The organism is Brachyspira hampsonii (genome assembly GCF_001746205.1).
Lineage (GTDB): Bacteria > Spirochaetota > Brachyspiria > Brachyspirales > Brachyspiraceae > Brachyspira > Brachyspira hampsonii_B.
The window spans coordinates 879,523-896,674 of sequence record NZ_MDCO01000012.1 but is presented as its reverse complement, the minus strand read 5'-3'; the positions used below and the strand labels follow the sequence as shown (position 1 = coordinate 896,674).

Genomic DNA, 17,152 nt, shown 5'->3' with positions numbered 1-17,152 from the left:
AATAATCTCCTTATAAATTATTTTTTAAGCTTTTGCTTTTTCTTTCATTTTTTCTTTATAAGCTTCATAGTCATCAGTAATTAAGAAATATGTATCTTTATTTCTCATATATTGGATCTGCGGTATAGCTATTAATATTAATATTACAATACCAACACCAACATAACCTAAATATTTCATAATCACTGTAAATCCTGGCCATAATACTGCCCAGTCCCACATACCTAAATATCCTCCGTAAGCAGCAAGTCCTACCCAATAAGCTATAAAAGCAGAACCAAATACCTGACATAGTCCGGAAATAAATGGAAGAATCATAGCAGCTTTAATACCGCCTCTATTGTTTGCAAATACTGCTATAGTAGCATTATCAAAGAATACAGGAATAAATCCGGCTATTATTATAACAGGACTCTTCATAAGTATTAATATGATAATTGCAAGGAATTGTCCGGCAGCACCAAATAATAACCCTATAGTAACTGCATTAGGAGAACCAAAACCAAAAGTAGCAGCACAGTCAATACCAGGAACAGCACCAGGAAGAAGTCTTGTAGATATACCTTGGAAAGATTGAGTTAATTCAGTAACGAAAGTTCTAACACCTAATTGAAGTATAGCCAAATATACAGCAAAATTCAAAGCAGTTGTTAATGTATAGAAGAAGAAACTTTGACCTTCTTTCATAAATTTATTAGCTACTAGGTAATCTCTTCCTAAAGTTAATAATATTATACCGAAGAATAATAACATTAATATAGAAGTAGATACCATGTTTTCATTGAAAATAGATAAAAAACCCGGAAATTGTATATCTTCAAGTTTTTTACCTTCGCCTTTTCCTTTTAATTTTTCAGCTATAGTAGAAAATATTTTTAATGCAAATATCTGTTGGTGAGCAACACAAAAACCGCCGCCTTCTGTTAAATCTTGTGTAATTTCTACTGTTAAGTTAGAACCGACAGCCCAATATAAACCAAGAAGTATACTCATCATAATAAGCATAGGGGTATCGCCTAATTCAGGGAAACAGAAAAATATTAGCCAAAAAGCTGTTGCTGCCTGTTGTATTTGTACATTTCCTGTTGTAAATATAGAACGTATTTTTGTAACTTTTCTAAAAGCTACTAATAAAATATTAAATATAAAAGCTATAAGAAGCAGAAGCATTACTTGTGAAAAAGATTTACCTATATGCTCCATAGCCGCCTGTACAGCATTTTGACCATAGTAAGGGTCTATAACTGTAGCTTGCAAGTTAAATTTATCTTTAAGTCCTACAAGTATAGGTCTGAAATTGCTTACAAGTCCGCCAGAACCTACAGAAAGTATAAGGTATCCAACTGTAGCTTTTAAAAATCCTGCTAAGCATTCATACCAAGGTTTTTTTAGAAGAATATAACCTATTAATACTATAAAACCAATAAAATAAGCCGGCTGAGTTAAGATATTTTCTGCAAAATATGTCCATATCTTTAATAAAATTTCCATATCATCTCCTTAATTTTTATTATCATTTTCAATTATAACATAGAACGGAATGGAATATTTTGCTCATGTTCAAAGCAATCTTCAAAACCTCTAGGATGATGATATTGTACTAAATCTTTATCTCTAGGATATACATATTTTCCGCCAACTTCCCATATAAAAGGTTTAAATTTATATTGAAGTCTGTCTTTTTTCATTGCATAAAGAACTTCTATTTCCCTAGTATCAGCCATGAAATTAGTCCATACATCATAGTGTATAGGTATAACAACCTTACATCTTAAAGCTTCAGCCATTCTAAGAACATCAACAGAAGTCATTTTATCTGCTATACCTACAGGATTTTCACCGTATGCAGCTAAAGCAACATCAATATCAAAATCTTTACCATGTTTAGCAAAATATATAGAGTAATGAGAATCACCGCTATGATATATATTTCCGCCTGGAGTTTTTATAACATAGTTTACAGCTTTAGTATCCATTTCTGGTACAATATTTCTTAAATCATCTGGAGGAGTAGTAACTAAACAAGTTCTATCGAATGAATCAGTAACTAATATTTCAACATCTTTTATTTTTATAGAATCGCCGGGTTTTACAACTTTACATCTGTCAGCAGGAACGCCCCATTCTATCCATTTTTCTACAGAATATTTAGGACCTATAAAAGGTATAGGCTCTTTAATATTTTTCAATACAGCTGCTGCTACATTGATATCTATATGATCATTATGATAGTGAGTAGATAATATAGCATCTACTTTTTTTATTGCAAAAGGATCTATAACGAAAGGAGAAGCTCTCAAATTAGGCTGCAATTTTCTTACTCCAGCCATATTGGCCATTTGGTGTCCAGCAACCATATTTTTTGTCTTTTTTGTTCTTTTTCCATTACCGCACCATAGATCTATACATATATTAGTATCTCCTGGTGTTTTTACCCAAATACCAACACATCCAAGCCACCACATAGCAAATGTATTTGGTTCTACAACTTCTTCCTCTATTTCCTCATTAAGCCAAGTTCCCCATTCAGGAAAACTATCTAGTATCCAACCTTCTCTAGTAACTGAATCAATTTTACTCATATTTACTCCTTTTATTTTTATATAATTTAGTAATTTTTTATAATAATGATAAAATTTCTTCCTCAGTAAGGTCTTCTTTTATCATTTTTTCTAATTTTTCATCATCACCCAAAAATTCAGCAAGCTCAGCTATTGCATCCTGATGCCCATCTGCATTTTCTGCTGCTAATGTAAAAAATAAATATACTTTCTCATCTGTTTGATAAAAATCTACACCATTTTTTACCTTTAAAAAACTCATTCCTTTTTTTAAAACACCATTTTCAGGTCTTGAGTGCGGCATTGCAACACCATCTGAAAGAACTATATAAGGTCCGTATTGATATACATTATCTATTATTGCTTGAACATATTTTTCCTCTATATTACCATTATCAACTAGAGACTTTGCTCCTATTTTTAAGGCTTCTTCCCAACTTGAAACACTTTCTACTATTTTAATATTGCCTTTTAAAAACTCTTTTAACATAAAAACTCCATCCTTTATTTATTATTAATTATAATTATTTTTTATCTTTTGTCAATTATATTATTAAATTTACAGATTTAAATATCTATTAAAATTTTATCGTATATAGAAATTATTCCTTATAAGTATTATATACTTAAAAATATATCATCTTATATAATCTAAAAATTAACATATCATTGTATAATAATATCATATATTTCTAAATCACTTAATTCATCATACATTATTCTTTTAATTTTTTCACTTTCATTCAATAAATCGGCAATTTCTTCCATTAATCCCTGATGATTATCATTATTTTCTGCTGCTAATGTAAACAATAAAAACACTTTATTTTTTTCATCAAAATCAACACCATTTTTAATTTTTAAAAGAGTAATTCCATCTTTTAAAACTCCGTCCTCAGGCCTTGCATGAGACATAGCCATTCCATCTCCAAGCACAATATAAGGACCGGTTTCTTTTATGTTATTTATGATACAGTCAACATATCTTGGTTCTATACATTTATTTTCGAGAAGAAGCTCAGCTCCTTTTTTTATAGCATTTTCCCAATTATCAATACTATCAACTATATCTATTTTGTTTTTTATAAGTTCTTTTAACATGTAAACTCTCCATATAATAAACTTTTATATATTTTAAAATTATACTTTTATTTTATTATTTGTCAATTATTATTTTTTATGTACATAAAAGTTTCAAAATAATAAAATTATGCCATATTTTAATATATAAAAATATAAATTACGATAATGAATTATTAAAATATAACAATTTCTGTATAAATAGGTTATAATATATAATGAAAACTATATTTACAAATTGGATTTTAATTGAGACAAAAAAATAGGTATTCTAGGTTTAGAATGTATGCAGCTACAACCTTGTTAGCTTTTATGATACCAGCTTTATTCAGTGTATCTATAGTAATATCTAATAAGCAAAAATATTTAGATAATGTTATAGAGTATATAAATAAAATAAGTCCAATAAATATATATATATCAGACATAAGCATATCCTATAAATTAGAACTAGTATTAGATGATGTTAAACTATATTCTAAAAATAATCCTAAAGCATTTTTTGAAATGGATAGAGCCTCATTAAGATTTAATATTTTTAGAATATTTATAAAAAGAGATCCATTATATATTTTAAGTGATGTAAATATTAATGATGCTGTATTTTATCCTATATTAATGGACATGTCTATATTTCAAAATAATAATAATACTAATAAAACATCTTTAGAGGATATAAGGAAAATAGTTGATAGTATAAGTCCTATATTTATGGATAAAAATATCAGCATTAATAACTTTTCAACTAGAATAATAGAAGATAATAATAATATTACAGAAGTATCACTTAATTCTTTAAATGGTAATTTCAGGAATTACGGTTATTTTCTTTCATATGATATAAATTTACCTGACAGTACATTAATACATTTTTCATTGGAAAGTAAAACTAATTTATCAGAAATTAATTCAAAAATATACGCAGAAGATGAACATGGAGATTTATTTGATTATACATTATTTTTAACTAATGAATATAATATATTAGGGGCTAATTTACAAAATGAAAATAAAAATAATTTGTTAAACTTCAAATATGATTTTGATAACAAAGATATAGATTTCTCCATTACAAATGTAAAAGTAAAAAAAGATACAATATACAAAATTATGAATATAGTTTTGGACACTCCAATAATTTATAAGTTTGTAAAATTAGATAATAAAACTATAAGCACTATAAGTAATTCTATAAATACATTTAGAGATGCTAAAATAGAAGCGGATGGATACTATTCTATTGAAGAAAAAGAAAAATCTCATATCAATTTTGATTTAAATGTTAGGGACAAATTATTTAATGTAATGGTGAATGCTGAATTAACCAACAATAATATAATACTATCAAATGCTTATATTAATATATTAGAAGGCGATATTATAGCAAGCGGCATAGTACCTTTAAATGATCCTGTATCAAGCATACTTTCATTAGATGTAAACAATGTAAAAGCGGGAGCAAACTATCTATCAACAAAAGTATATTTGAAACCTGTAAATGTAGATGACAATGAGATAAGATCAAGATTTACAATATCATCTCTTAGTTATGCTAATACTATGCAAAATCCTATGACATTTGAATTTTTATATAAAAGACCTGAAAAAGAAATATCCCTTAATCTAATAGAAAATATATACGGGCAACCTTTTTATGCCAGCTATTCATTAGATAATAGCAGCCCTGTACTAGCTTCTGCTAGAGGTGTAGTACCGCAGGATATATTTGTAGTATTCTTGGGACAAAATATCATAGACAATTTATCATCTTTAAATATAGAATATACCATGAGTAATGCAATGTATACAGGCGGTAAGGGAAATGTACATGTATTGAAAGCATCATCTAAAAAAATATATACAGAGGAATATTTAATAAGAATAGGAGCTTCTGCTTATAAAAACATAATAGATATTAATGACATTTATTATAGACTTTCTGAAGACAGCGGAATAAATGCCAATGCTAAAATAGAATATGACAAAAATTTCAATGTAAAAATAAACGGGGGTATTAACACTCCTGCCGGTAATTACGGACTAAACGGCTTCAGTACAACATCTACAAATGGAAGTAAAATAATATACGCTTCTACAGATAATTCAGAAATAATCGCAAACGGGGTAATAGCTACAAATGGTATATTAGATTTAAATATTAAAACTCCTAAAACTTTAAGTATAAAAGATATAGATATAAATGTGGATGTAAACATCAATAATTATATGCGTCAGCCTTTATATTTATATGGTAATGTTAAGGCTAACAAAAATCTTGCTCCAATATTTGCTTTAAATACACAATTTGAATTATCAAATGAAAGTATAATGTTTACAAATATTATTTTAAATTATGGTGAAAATAGAGTAACAGGAGACGGAATATTAAATTCTACAGACGGCATAACAAAATTTGCTGCCTTATTAAAAGATCTAGAAAATAACGGAATATTTGCAATAGATACATCTATAAATAAGAATAATATATATGGTACAATAACCGTTAATCAACTGCCTTTCGATATCAGCGGTCAGGCTTACGGAGTATTAACTGCCAATGCTACTGTAATAGGTTTAATGAATAATCCCGTTATTTATCTTGAAAAATTTGATATAAAAGATTTTCAAATACCCGGAATGCAGTTCGATGTTTCTTTAAATGGATATTATAGAGCAAATGAACTTGAGATAAAAGATGTGTTAATAACTAAAACAGGAGATTTCGGAACTCTTAATTCAAAACCTTTTGCAAAAAAACAACAGATAAAAATTCCTTATGCTTATTTTTCAAAAGAACTTCAGAATATGACTGTAGAAGTTAATAATATGAGTTTTATGAGTTCATTCTCCGGAACTATAAATTATAATATGAGAAAACTGCCTGATGGTAAAGAAGAATACAGATTGCAAACAGGTCCTATTACTATAAACAAAAGAAAACTGCCTGAATTTGGAACTACAGTTATTAAATATGAAAATGATATATTACTTACAAATACTAAAAATCATGGTATAAAAGGGTCTATAATATCAGAAGATGGAAATAAAAGAACTGATTTAGTTTATATATACAATAACGATGATATGCTTAATATAGATGGTGTCATAAAAAATACAAAAAAAGATCAGGTAGACTTATTAGTTACATCAGATATAATAAATGTAGAAATTTTTGAAATATTCAATATATTATTCACAGAGATAGTTTCATCTCCTACAAATTTCACAGTAGATGGTAAGCCTTATACATTGTACGCCCGTATACACGGTGATGCCGATAATGTAGCAATAGACGGAAGATTTTTAGGACATGGAAAAAGAGTAAAAATATCATATTTCAATGATATATTTGATGACACAATAGTAGATTTCAGTTTTAATGGCAATATGTTTAATGTTAATAATTTAACATTTACATCTAAAAACAAGAAAAATTTAACAGTAACAGGCGAGGCAGAAATTTTTAAAAACAATATAAATTACATGGCATTTGATTTACTGTCATCAGATGAACAGCTTGGACTTTTAGACGGCAATTTAAATTTAGGTATCGCTAAAGTAAAAGGTCCAGTGCATGTTGATCTTACAGTAGGCGGAAATATGGAAGCACCTAGAATAGGCGGAATACTTACCCTTATGAAAAGCGATGTTCAGCTTTCTACTCTGCCTTCAGGAAGTACATATAGAGAAAGAGTTTATGGTATATTAAGCAAAATATATTGGGATTTCACTATAGAGGCTTGGCGTCAGGTTAGAGTTGCTCACAACTTGGTTGGAGATGTATATTTAGAAGAGGGTTCTAAAATGAGAGTTTACAATACTCTTCTCAACGGAATAGAACTTGCAGGCACTATAAATGTAGAAAGAGGAAGCATATACTATTTACAGAATGTATATCAGTTGGAAAGAGGGTCTGTAACTTTTCCAAGTGTTAACAGCTTGGATCCTATAATAGAAGCTACTGCTTATACATATAAAAAATATTACCCTTCAACAGTAAATACCTCTTCTCAGTCATTTGAAAATGAATTGGCAGGAGAAAGTGTAACTTTATATATGGAAATGAATGCCAGACTTTCGCAGCTAATATCTTCTCAAAATGGAGCATTAAGACCTGTAAGATTCTATACAATACCTGCTTTAGGTCAATATCAGGTTAATCAGCTTGCCGGAATACCTCAAGGAACTTTCGGAAGCCGAGAAGATCAAATGTTTGCAGACAGTACAGCAAATAGAAGCAGTGTAAACAGCAGCTATCAATTACAGCAGCTTACTATGAATTACAGCGATTTGCTATTAAGAAGCACTGTATTAAGACCTGTAGAAAGATGGTTCAGACAGTTTTTAGGTATTGATTATATAAACTTAAGTCCTACAGTAGTAAATAATTTATTATTATTTGCTACAAACACCAGCAGTATAAATTCTACATCGGTATGGGATAATACTAGCGTTGGTATTGGCAAATATGTTTCTAAATATTTATATTTGAAATACGATGTTACATATAGAGTTAATGATACAACAAGACCAAGTATAAACGGAAGAAATATAGATCCTTACTATTTTGACCATCAATTTGGTTTTGAGGTTTCTCTATTAAAAAATTATAAACTTGCAAATTTTGTGTTTGAGTATAAAATAAATCCTTTCGATATAAGAGGAAAAGGACAAGATTTTAATATTGTTACTCGGTGGAGATTTTAGTGAATTTTATTAAGAAAAATTGTATTATTCTATTTTCATTTCTTTTAATTGCTGTATCTTTATTGATATCTGCAGAAAGCGACTTTGAAAACTTACAAACAGCAAGAAATATAGCTGTATATGAAGGTCTTACAATAAATCGTATAGATGTTACAGGTGAAGTAAGAATTACAAAAGAACAAATAATAAATAATTTTCCTATAAAAGCAGGAAATAAATTCCAAAGAACACAAATAAATGAAGCGATTAAAAAATTATTTGACAGCCAATTATTTGACAGAGTAGCAATAGATGCTAATAGAGAAGGTGATGGAGTAGTTTTAAATATCATAGTAGCAGAAAGATTTATAATAAAAGATATAGAATATATAGGAAATAAAAGATTAAGCAGAACTGCTCTTAATGATGCTGTAAAACCTATAATGAAAGCAGGAGATCCTTATATACCTCAGAAATTAAATGATGCTGTTAATGCTATTATTACTAATTATCAGGATAAAGGATACTTGAAAGCGTATGTTGAGCCTAAAGTAATAGAAAATAAAGATAATTCTGATGTTTTAATACAAATGAACATAGTAGAAGGTAATGAAGTTAAAGTTGCTCATATAAGATTCCATGGAAATACTCATTTTACAGATAATGAATTAAAAAGGCAAATGTCAACTAAAGAAAACGGATTTATGTCACTTGGAAAATTTAATGAGTTTACATTTGACGGCGATAAAGATAAAATTGTTAAATATTATGCCGACAGGGGGTATTACAGAGCTAAAGTTGATAATGTAAAGTTTACATATCAATGGAGAAATCCCGAGATAAAAAATGAGCAGGATTTAATAATAGATGTATATCTTACAGAAGGAGATAAATATTATTTTGGAGATATAGGATTTAAAGGAAACTTTATTATACCTTCTGATAATATAGAAAAAGATATAAAATCAAAAAAAGGAGCATTATATAATTACTCATATCATATGGCAGATTATCAGGGTATACAAAATAAATATTCTGAAAGAGGATATATATTTAGACAAGTTATACCTGTAATTACTGTTAATGAAGAAAACAAAATAGTAAATATAATGTATGATATAGTAGAAAATGATAAAGTACATATAGAAAATATTACTATATCTGGAAATACCAAAACCAAAGATTTTGTTATAGAAAGATATATAGATATAAAACCGGGAGAAGTATTTAACACTGCAAAAATACAAAGAGTACAGGAGAGATTATATAATACTCAATTCTTTGATAATATTAATCTAGGAGTAAAACCGGGTTCTGCTGAAGGACTTATGGAATTAAGTTTGAATGTAACTGAAGGAAGAACAGCTATGATATCCGGAGGAGGCGGTTTCTCTACAGGTTCAGGATTTAAAGTATTCGCTTCTATTAGAGAAAACAATTTCTTAGGAAGAGGTTTACAGTTAGGATTAAGCGGAGAATTGGGACAGCAGCAAAAGCGTATAGCGGTTAATTTTGCTGAACCTTATTTGCTTAATTTGCCTATATATTTCGGTCTTGATTTATCTTATTTTAATGAAGGAGTAAATACCGGATATGAAATAGGTACTGATCAATTTGGTATACCTAAATATTCATATTATACTAGACATGGTTTTGAAGGTATAGTAAGGCTTGGTTATTATTTTGCTGACTATTATTCTACATTTATAACATTTGACACTATAGTACAGCAGTATCAGCAATGGCATGATCAGGGAGCCAGCGATGCAGGTCCTAACTATGTTCTTAGCGATGTAAAAAAATATTTGACCCATAGAGTTAATAAAAAAGATGGTTCATTTGAAAGATGGGAAAGTGATTGGTTTACAACATTTATAGTTTCATATTCCTTACTTAGAGACAGCAGAAATGATTACTTGAACCCTACTAGAGGAAGTTTCTTAAGAGGTATGGTGGATTTCTATTTTGGGCATACACAGCTTATGAGATTAAGTGCTACAGGATTTTTGGCTATACCTGCTACAGATTGGCTTTCATTTGCATTCTATGGCGAATTAGGACAAATAATTGCAACTCCCGGACTTTCTTTGAAAAATGATGCAGATGTACTTTATTATCTTAACCCATTTGAAGATGTACGCGGATGGGATACTTCTAAATACACTATATTTAAGAAAAATAGAGGTCTTTCTACTTACGATATGAAAGGAGAAAATAATTCTACAGATTCTTGGAGTTACGGAAGAGCTAAAGTAAGATTCTTTGCCGAACTTCGTATACCTATTGTTCCTAAAACATTAGGATTTGTTACTTTCTTTGATGCAGGACAATTATGGATGCCGGGAAGTACGGGATGGAATCAGGATGGAGATGCTCATACATATCCTTCTCAATTTATGAAAATTGAAGATATGTTTGATCCTTCTCAATACATATATTCTGTAGGATTCGGATTCAGACTTACAATACCGATATTCAATATAAGATTCTATATTGCTAAGAGATTCGTTTATAACAAAAATGATGTTGGTTTTGGTAAAGGTCTTCAGGACTTTGAAGGAGATACTTTCACACCTCTTGGGGCTTGGCTTGGAAGAGGATGGGGAATTGCATTTACTATGAATCACCCATTCTATTAAAAATATATAAAAATAATTTTTATTAAATTCTAAGGAGATAAAAAATGAAAAAGTATTATATTATGAGTTTATTATTTATAGCAGTGCTTACAGTATCTATTATTAGTCCTAGAGTTTTTACTCAATCTTACAGACTCACAAAGGTTGGATATATTGATCTTGAAAGAGTAATCAAAGAACTCACTAGCGATGATGAATTTGTTGAAAAATTAAAAATGAAATTAGAGGAATATAAAACTCAAGATGCTATGCAAACTAATATGGCAGATACTTCTATAGCTCAAAACAGAGATTATTCTTTGAGAGGAGAGGTAAAAAGACAAGTTGCTAATTCTCTTATGTCTATAGTAAAAAAAGAAGGATATACTTTAATATTAGAAAGAACAGAGCATGCTATTCTTTATGCGGATAGAAACTTTGATATAACAGAAGCCGTTATAGCTAATGTTAAAGCTTCATTACAAAAATAATCATTAAAAAACAATTTTTATAATAACTAAAATGCATTAACAGTCTTTAATGCATTTTAGTTTTTTATATATAAACAAACGGATAAATTTATAAAGGAAAATTTACTATGAAAGTCAAAGATATATCTAATTTTATACAAGCAAAAAAAATAATAGGAGATGAAAATAAAAAAATAAGCACACTCTCCCCTATTAATGAAATTATAGAAAATTCAATAGTATGCATAGATAATAATAAATATCTTGAAGCTGCATTAAACAGTGATGCAAATGCCTTAATATTAAGAGAAGAAACAGCTAATGAAATAAAAGATTTCAAAAATAAGACTTTATTAATACATGATAATCCTAAAGAAGCATTTATAAAATTACTTTACTTTTTATTTGAAGATAAAAAATATCCTCTAGGAACCATTGAAAAAACTGCCGTTATAAAAGAAAATACCAATATATCTGATAATGCATATATTGGTGATAATGTGCATATAGGTAAAAATACAGTTGTTGGAAAAGGAACTGTTATAGAAGCCAATGTATTTTTGGGTGATGATGTAGTTATAGGAGAGAACTGCACTATATATGCTAATGTATCTATTCATGACAGATGTGTAGTAAAAGACAGAGTCGTAATTGGTTCTTCTACTGTCATAGGAAATGACGGATTTGGTTTCTTTGAAGTTAATGGAAAACAGATGAAAATACCTCAAAGGGGAAATGTTGTTATAGAAAATGATGTTGAACTTGGTGCTAATGTATGTATTGACAGAGCCACATTGGGTTCTACAATAATAAGAGAAGGCGTAAAAATAGATAATTTGGTTCAGATAGCTCATAACTGCGATATAGGAGAGCATTCTATAATAGTTTCTCAGGTTGGAATTGCAGGAAGTTCAAAAATAGGTCATCATTGTATATTAGGAGGACAGGCCGCTTTGGCTGATCATGTTACTCTTGGAGACAGAGTAATATTCGGAGGAAGAACTGCTGTAATGTCAAATGTTAAAATTCCTTCTAATTCTATTATGCTTGGAGCTCCTGCACAAAATATAGAAAGAGAAAAATTAAGAATGATTGCTGAACAGAAATTACCTGAATTAATTAATTTAGTTGAAGAGCGTTTTGAAGTAAAAATAAAAAGAGTGAAATAATTTTTTAATCACAATAAAAAAATATGCTTATACCCATATTATATAATAGAAGTAATATATTTTTAAAAAAATTTATTGTTGTTTTTTTTAATTAAGTATATTATTATACTAAATAAAATAAAATTATTTAGGGTATATATTATAAAATGGAAAATAAAAAATCATTAGGGCTTCAATTTAAAATATTTGTATTATTAAGTATATCAATATTGATAATGTTCATAACAATAATATCATATATGGTGTCTCATAATATATCCAATTCAAAAGAAAAAGGATTTGCTTCAACTGAGTATATGGTTAGCACTTATGCTAAAGATATAGAAAAAGAAATGATGTCATATATATCTATGCTAAAAACTATATCTCTTTCTCTAAAAAATGATATTTTGAGCAGAACTATTACAAGACAATCGCATGCAGAAGTTTTGGGAGAAATGCTTAAAAACAATAAAGAATTATTTGCAATATATGAAATGTGGGAGAAAAATGCCTTTGATGGAAGAGATAATGATTTTATAGATACTGATTACGGTTCTGAAAATGACGGAAGATACGGACCTGCATTTTTTTATGATGATAATACTGTTGCTTATGATAAAGTTTATCAAGAAGAGTTTGATGCAAATCCAGACTACTATACTATACCCAAAGATACTAAACAGATTTATATAAGCGATGTAGAAAAAGATGATACTTATGTGGGAGCTGATACTGTACTTACTGTAAGCATTGTTGAGCCTATACTAGATAATGCTGGAAAGTTTTTAGGTATGGTAGGAGTGGATTTTTCTGCTGAAAATTTGGTGAAAATAGTTTCTGATATATCTACTAATGAAGGAATGGAAGGTTATTTGATTAATCAGTCTGGTATCATTCTTGCCTCTACAAATATTATGAATATAGGCAGAGAAATTTCAAGCATATATACTGATAATGCTAATCAAATAATGAATGCTGTAGAAAATAGTGTCAAATATTCTTTTATGAATAAAATAGATAGACATAAAATGTTTAATATTATAGTGCCTTTAACTTCATTAAAAGATAATTATAATTCTATAGCACTACTTGTAAGTGTGCCTGAAATGGTTATAGTAAAAGAAAATATAATAAATGCTGTTATAACATCTATACTTGCTATTGCTGTACTTATAATATTTTTAATTATAATAAATATTTTAATAAAGAAAAGTTTAATAGATCCTATATTGAAAATTCTACATGTTTCAGAAAAATTAAGCAGCGGAGATTTAACTTCATATAAAAATGAAGCATTAAGCAAAAGAAAAGATGAAATAGGAATGATATTCAATTCCATTCAAAATACTCAGAATATATTATCAAATATAATAAAACAAATATTAGATTCTACTAATGCTATGGAAAATGCAAGCAAAAATGTTAGTGCAGGAAGTGCTGATCTTTCAAACAGAACTGAAAAGCAGAGAGATGACCTTAAACTTATAAATGAAACTATGACAAATACATTAAAAGTAATAGATAAAACAACTAATGATATAGCAGTAACTAATGATAAAATACAAGTTCTCACAAATTCAAGCGAACATTGCTATAATTTATCAAAGGAATCTATGATTCTTATGGAAGATATTACAAAAGCAACTTCTGAAATATCAAACATAACAAAGATAATAGATGATATAGCTATGCAAACAAATATACTTGCTCTTAATGCTTCTGTAGAGGCGGCAAGAGCAGGAGAGCAGGGAAAAGGGTTTGCTGTTGTAGCTGCTGAAGTTAGAAATTTAGCACAAACATCTCAGGAATCTGTAAAAAATATTACTAATATAGTTAATAACAGTATAGAAAAAATCAATGAAGGAAACAGTAAAATAAAAGAAACTATGGACGCTTTGGAAGATATAACAAATAAAGCTAAAGAAAGCAGTGATATAGTAAGTCAAATGGTTGAATCTTCCACTCAGCAAGATGCATCTGCAAGAGAGGTTCAAAGTGCTGTTAATAGTGTTGATATTAGTGCTGAACAAAATACTAATTTGGTGAGGACAAATACTGATATAGTTATTGACATGGAAAAAGAAACTGAAAAACTTGCTGATTTAATGAAATTTTTCAGTTTAAAATAGTGTTATTTATATAGAATTATACCAATTTCTATATTCAAAATTTTTATCAGAATTAAATTTTATGCTATTTAAAAAATTACATTTTATTCTTTTTTAGAAATTTATTCTGCCCACCCACCCGCCCCATATTTATATTTTCTGCGATTATATTATAATAAAGTAAATATTTTTAAGGAGTTTAAAATGAAATTCGCTTACTTAATAATGGGTGCAATTTTTGACAGCAAAAAAGATAAAGCATCTATACATAACGGAGTTTCACAAATTATAGGAGTTGCTGATATAGAAGAAGCATGCCAAATAGCTAAAGAATTGCAATCAGAAGGAGTTGACTGTATAGAGTTATGCGGAGGCTTTGGAGAAGAAGGAGCTAGAAAAATAATAGAGGCTACAGAAAATAAAATAGCAGTAGGATTTGCGATACATTTAGAAGATCAAAATGATATTTATAAAAAACTTTTTGGCAAATGATAGATTATTATGAATTAGATTTATACAAGAAACCTGTAACTATAACTATAATACCCACAAGCATAGTAAAAGGAGCTAGAAATCCCATAAAACCTTCAGGGTGCTGCCCTACCATTGCTATAAATAAAAAACTTAAGGCAAATATTACAAGCCCTATGATTAGGATAATTAGATTTTGTTTAGAAAGTTTATCATGATTATTTACCATATTTAATATACAAAAAAAGTTCATAGCCTAAATATTGCTATAAACCTTATACTTTACTCCGTTCTTTATTTTTATTTGCTCGGGGCCGGAATCGAACCGGCACGGTCACAAGGACCAGCAGATTTTAAATCTGCTATGTCTACCAATTCCATCACCCGAGCTGGTAGTTGCTTTGTATATTATCATATTATTAAAAAAAAATCAAGTTTTATTTTATAAAAAAACATTATGTATTGACAAATTATTCATATATGTTAGCCTCTTATAACATATATAATTTACAAATTGATAATAGTGTGAAGATTCTAAAACAAAATATTATATTGGTATTAATTTTAATACTTTGGTTTATAGCAAGTGAAAGCCATATATGGAGTGCCTATGTTCTGCCTTCGCCTCAGCGTGTAATTAGAGCTTTTTATATAGAAATAATGAACGGCAATTTGATAAAAAATATATATGTAAGCCTTTTGAGAGTGATAATTGGTTTTTCTATAGCTTTTGTTTTTGCTTTTGTATTTGGAATGATTCTTGGCATAAAGCCTGAGAGATTTGAATATTTTAGAAATATAATAGAGTTTATGAGAAATGTTCCTCCTATAAGTTTGATAGCTATATTGATATTATGGTTTGGAATAGGAGAAAAATCAAAAATAATCATTATAATACTAGCTTCTTTTTTTCCTATATTCATAAATATAAGACAGGCTATAGGTTCTGTTGATAAAAAACTTATAGAAGTGGGATACTCTCTAGGCTTCACAAAGTCAAAAATATTTTTTAAAATAATGCTTCCTAGTGCCTTGCCAAGCATACTTGCCGGAATGAAAATAGGGCTTGGTTATAGTTTTAGGGCTATAATAGGAGCAGAAATGATAGCCGCTTCTAGCGGTTTGGGTTATATGATACTTGATGCTCAGCAGCTTTCTAGGTCTGATAAGGTTATAGCTGGAATTATCACAATAGGTGTTTTGGGATATATGTTTGATATTTTATTTTCTTATCTTATCAAAAAACTTCCTTATTCTAAAGGAGTATACATTGAAAATTAAAACTGAAAATATTTCAAAATCATTTATAGTTGATAATAGAAAAATTGATGTTATCAAAAATGTTAATTTTGAATCTTTAGATAAAGGCATTACAATAATATTAGGCAAAAGCGGATGCGGTAAAACTACTTTTTTAAGATTATTATTAGGATTAGAAAAAGCAGACAGCGGTAATGTAATTGTAGAAAATAATGCCAAAATATCAATAGTCTTTCAGGAATCAAGACTTATGCCTTGGCTTAATGTATTTGATAATGTTGCTTTTTATATGAACAAAAAAGAAAAAAATATATATAAAGAAAAAATATATAGTCTTATAAATATGATGGGATTAAATGGTTTTGATAGGGCTTATCCTTCTGAACTTTCTTTAGGTATGATGCAGAGAGTATCTATTGCTAGAGCTTTAGCTTATGACGGAGATATTATATTAATGGACGAGCCTTTTGCTTCTTTGGATTATTTTACCAGAGAAACTTTACAGAATGAAACTATTAATATTTACAAAGAAAATAAAAAGTCTATTATATTTGTAACGCATAGTATTGATGAGGCTCTTATTTTAGGAGGTAAGATTATAATATTTGAAAATGGAAGTATAAAAAAAGAATATAATTTAATTGATAAGCCTTATAAAAGAAATATACTTTCAAATGAGTTTATAGAGATGAAAAAAGATATTTTAGATTCTATAAGAAATGAAAAAAGATAAAAAATGAAAAAATA

13 protein-coding genes and 1 tRNA gene are annotated in these 17,152 nt (G+C 28.5%); 8 read left to right on the top strand and 6 right to left on the bottom strand.

The features are described 5' to 3' along the window. Positions 1 to 24: 24 nt before the first annotated feature. The 4 genes from ulaA to BFL38_RS12935 form a co-directional block, all read right to left on the bottom strand. A complete protein-coding gene (gene ulaA, locus BFL38_RS12950) occupies positions 25 to 1,491 on the bottom strand; it encodes a PTS ascorbate transporter subunit IIC (protein WP_069727413.1) in 1,467 nt (488 codons plus the stop codon). A 32-nt stretch (positions 1,492 to 1,523) separates the two neighbouring features. After that, complete coding sequence (ulaG, locus tag BFL38_RS12945) at positions 1,524 to 2,582, bottom strand: L-ascorbate 6-phosphate lactonase (RefSeq protein ID WP_069727412.1); 1,059 nt, start codon at positions 2,580 to 2,582, stop codon at positions 1,524 to 1,526. A gap of 37 nt (positions 2,583 to 2,619) precedes the next feature. After that, positions 2,620 to 3,051: a PTS sugar transporter subunit IIA gene (locus BFL38_RS12940; RefSeq protein WP_069727411.1), complete on the bottom strand. Its 432-nt coding sequence runs from the start codon at positions 3,049 to 3,051 to the stop codon at positions 2,620 to 2,622. A gap of 176 nt (positions 3,052 to 3,227) precedes the next feature. Further along, a complete protein-coding gene (locus BFL38_RS12935) occupies positions 3,228 to 3,662 on the bottom strand; it encodes a PTS sugar transporter subunit IIA (RefSeq protein ID WP_069727410.1) in 435 nt (144 codons plus the stop codon). Between the two features lie 291 nt (positions 3,663 to 3,953). On the opposite strand from BFL38_RS12935, the gene BFL38_RS12930 reads away from it, so the two are divergent. The 6 genes from BFL38_RS12930 to BFL38_RS12905 all read left to right on the top strand — a co-directional run bounded on the left by BFL38_RS12930 (position 3,954) and on the right by BFL38_RS12905 (position 15,166). Further along, positions 3,954 to 8,348: a translocation/assembly module TamB domain-containing protein gene (locus BFL38_RS12930; protein WP_069727483.1), complete on the top strand. Its 4,395-nt coding sequence runs from the start codon at positions 3,954 to 3,956 to the stop codon at positions 8,346 to 8,348. Continuing rightward, on the top strand, positions 8,348 to 10,966 hold the full coding sequence (gene bamA / locus BFL38_RS12925) for an outer membrane protein assembly factor BamA (protein ID WP_069727409.1): 2,619 nt from the start codon (positions 8,348 to 8,350) through the stop codon (positions 10,964 to 10,966). The genes BFL38_RS12930 and bamA overlap by 1 nt, the downstream gene beginning before the upstream one ends. Before the next feature lie 44 nt (positions 10,967 to 11,010). Next, a complete protein-coding gene (locus BFL38_RS12920; protein WP_069727408.1) occupies positions 11,011 to 11,436 on the top strand; it encodes an OmpH family outer membrane protein in 426 nt (141 codons plus the stop codon). A 107-nt stretch (positions 11,437 to 11,543) separates the two neighbouring features. Further along, positions 11,544 to 12,584 (top strand): UDP-3-O-(3-hydroxymyristoyl)glucosamine N-acyltransferase, encoded by a 1,041-nt coding sequence (gene lpxD, locus BFL38_RS12915; protein WP_069727407.1) that lies wholly within the window; start codon positions 11,544 to 11,546, stop codon positions 12,582 to 12,584. A gap of 146 nt (positions 12,585 to 12,730) precedes the next feature. Further along, entirely contained in the window at positions 12,731 to 14,695 is a 1,965-nt protein-coding gene (locus tag BFL38_RS12910) for a methyl-accepting chemotaxis protein (protein ID WP_069727406.1), read from the top strand. A gap of 183 nt (positions 14,696 to 14,878) precedes the next feature. After that, the gene (locus tag BFL38_RS12905) at positions 14,879 to 15,166 is read left to right on the top strand and encodes a DUF6506 family protein (RefSeq protein ID WP_069727405.1); all 288 of its coding nucleotides are present in this window, start codon (positions 14,879 to 14,881) and stop codon (positions 15,164 to 15,166) included. Between the two features lie 7 nt (positions 15,167 to 15,173). Here BFL38_RS12905 and BFL38_RS12900 read toward each other — a convergent pair whose 3' ends face one another. Continuing rightward, complete coding sequence (locus BFL38_RS12900) at positions 15,174 to 15,374, bottom strand: hypothetical protein (protein WP_176720582.1); 201 nt, start codon at positions 15,372 to 15,374, stop codon at positions 15,174 to 15,176. Positions 15,375 to 15,450: 76 nt separating this feature from the next. Continuing rightward, positions 15,451 to 15,535, bottom strand: a tRNA-Leu gene (locus BFL38_RS12895). Positions 15,536 to 15,670: 135 nt separating this feature from the next. Between BFL38_RS12895 and BFL38_RS12890 the strand changes: the two genes are divergently transcribed. Together BFL38_RS12890 and BFL38_RS12885 are read left to right on the top strand one after the other, a co-directional pair. Then, on the top strand, positions 15,671 to 16,426 hold the full coding sequence (locus BFL38_RS12890; protein ID WP_256097268.1) for an ABC transporter permease: 756 nt from the start codon (positions 15,671 to 15,673) through the stop codon (positions 16,424 to 16,426). Beyond that, positions 16,416 to 17,138 (top strand): ABC transporter ATP-binding protein, encoded by a 723-nt coding sequence (locus BFL38_RS12885; RefSeq protein WP_069727402.1) that lies wholly within the window; start codon positions 16,416 to 16,418, stop codon positions 17,136 to 17,138. Before BFL38_RS12890 ends, BFL38_RS12885 begins: the two co-directional genes overlap by 11 nt. Positions 17,139 to 17,152: the final 14 nt, after the last annotated feature.